The following is a 2,001-nucleotide window of genomic DNA, read 5'->3' as shown; positions in this document are numbered from 1 at the left end:
TCCTACGAGCATGACAACGGGTTCGTACGGGTTGTGCGCCGTGGTGACGCGGTGTGGAAATACCAGCGTAACGATCAAGGCGATATCACTCGCAAGACTGAYCCGGACGGCAATTACACCGAATACACCTACACCCAACACGGAAAGCTCACGGGTGTTTGGTATCCGGAYAACAGCAGCCAACGCTTTATCTGGAACGAACGCGGCCAGCTCATTGAGGAAAAACTGGCGAATGGCGGTGTGCGGCGTTATCGCTATGACGAGCTGGGGCGGCAGGTGGCTTGCGAGGATGAGCATGGYGCRCTGACCCAGTATCAGTGGGACGCCGTAGGTCGTTTGCTGAAAGTGATTCAGCCTGAMGGKGCCACACGCGAATTCAGCTACAACCCGTACGGAAAAATCACTGCTGAGCGCGACGAGTTGGGCCGCGTCACCCGCTACGAATACGCCGATGGTTTGCACCTGATCAGCCGTCGGATTAATCCGGACGGCACGCAGCTYAAATACCGYTAYGACAATGTTCGGYTGTTACTSACCGAGATYGAAAAYGAGGTYGGSGAAACCTAYCGGCTYGASTAYCACGCCAAYGGCCTGATCCAGCAGGARAYCGGGTTTGATGGCCGSCGKACYGCCTAYGTCTACGACCTCGCCGGKCATCTGCTGGAAAAGACYGAATACGGCGATGACGGCAGTCAGYTGGTTACCGGTTATGMGCGCGATGCCGCCGGTCGYCTCGTAAGAAAAACCCTGCCYGACSGCARCAKYGTCRATTACACCTACGACCGCCTCGGCAACCTTATCAGCGTCGACGACGGCCACTGGCCACTGCACTACGAATACGACCTGCAAAACCGCCTCACCGCCGAGCACCAGGGCTGGGGCACCTTGCGCTATGGCTACGACGAATGCGGGCAAYTCAACTACCTGCGCCTGCCCGAYAACAACCGCCTCGCYTTCCACYACGAMAAAGGYGGCGACCTCGSCACCGTCSAACTCAACGGCAACCYGCTCACCTCGCACCTGTTCAAATCCGGCCGYGAACATCAGCGCCAGCAAGGCCAACTCCTCAGCCACTACCACTACGACGACCAGGGCCGCCTGCACGCCCACGCSATCACCCAACAGGAACAACGCCACCAGCGCCGCCAATACGACTACGACAAACGCGGCAACCTGACCCGCATCCTCGACACCCGCAAAGGCCAGCACGACTATCACTACGACCCACTCGACCGCCTGACCCGCGCCGACCACTCGCACGATCTGCAGGAACGCTTCGTCCACGACCCGGCGGGCAACCTGCTGATGCAAGACCGCGTCGGGCCCAGCGTCGTCAAAGGCAACCGCCTGTTGATGCAAGGCGACCGTCATTACGACTACGACGCTTTCGGCAACCTCCTGCGGGAACGCCGGGGTCGGGCGCGGCAGTTAGTTACCGAATACAGTTACGACTGTCGGCATCGCCTGATCAGCGTCACCCAACCGGACGGCACCCAGGCCAGCTATCGCTACGACCCGTTTGGTCGGCGTATCGCCAAAACGATAAAAAGCCAAACCACCGAGTTCTTCTGGCAAGGCGACACGCTGATTGCCGAACACAGTGCTGATCACCACCAAAGCTATATCTACGAACCCAACAGCTTCCGCCCGTTAGCACTGCTGAAAGGCTACGGCCCGGAAGACGTAAAGCCCTTCCACTACCAACTCGACCACCTCGGCACCCCACAAGAACTCACCGCACCCGACGGCGAAATTGTCTGGTCCGCGCACTACCGCGCCTACGGCCAAATCGCGAAGCTGGACGTCAACACCCTCACCAACCCGCTGCGCTTCCAGGGCCAATACTTCGACCCGGAAAGCGGGCTGCACTACAACCGTCATCGCTACTACAATCCGGACATTGGCCGCTACCTGACGCCTGATCCGGTGAAACTGGCGGGCGGGCTGAACGGATACCAGTACGTGCCCAACCCGACCGGGTGGGTGGATCCGTTGGGGTTG

1 protein-coding gene (running past one end of the window) is annotated in these 2,001 nt (G+C 59.8%); it reads left to right on the top strand.

What is annotated here, in order from left to right:
* On the top strand, positions 1-2,001 hold part of the coding region annotated (locus JV201_RS10410; protein WP_219407152.1) for an RHS repeat-associated core domain-containing protein (this coding region is incomplete at its 3' end). 2,226 nt of the annotated region lie to the left of the window's left edge; 2,001 of 4,227 annotated nt are visible.

This window comes from Pseudomonas sp. Colony2 (genome assembly GCF_019382755.1).
GTDB lineage: Bacteria > Pseudomonadota > Gammaproteobacteria > Pseudomonadales > Pseudomonadaceae > Aquipseudomonas.
Note: the sequence above shows the minus strand (reverse complement) of the source record. Positions and strands in the feature narration are given on the sequence as shown.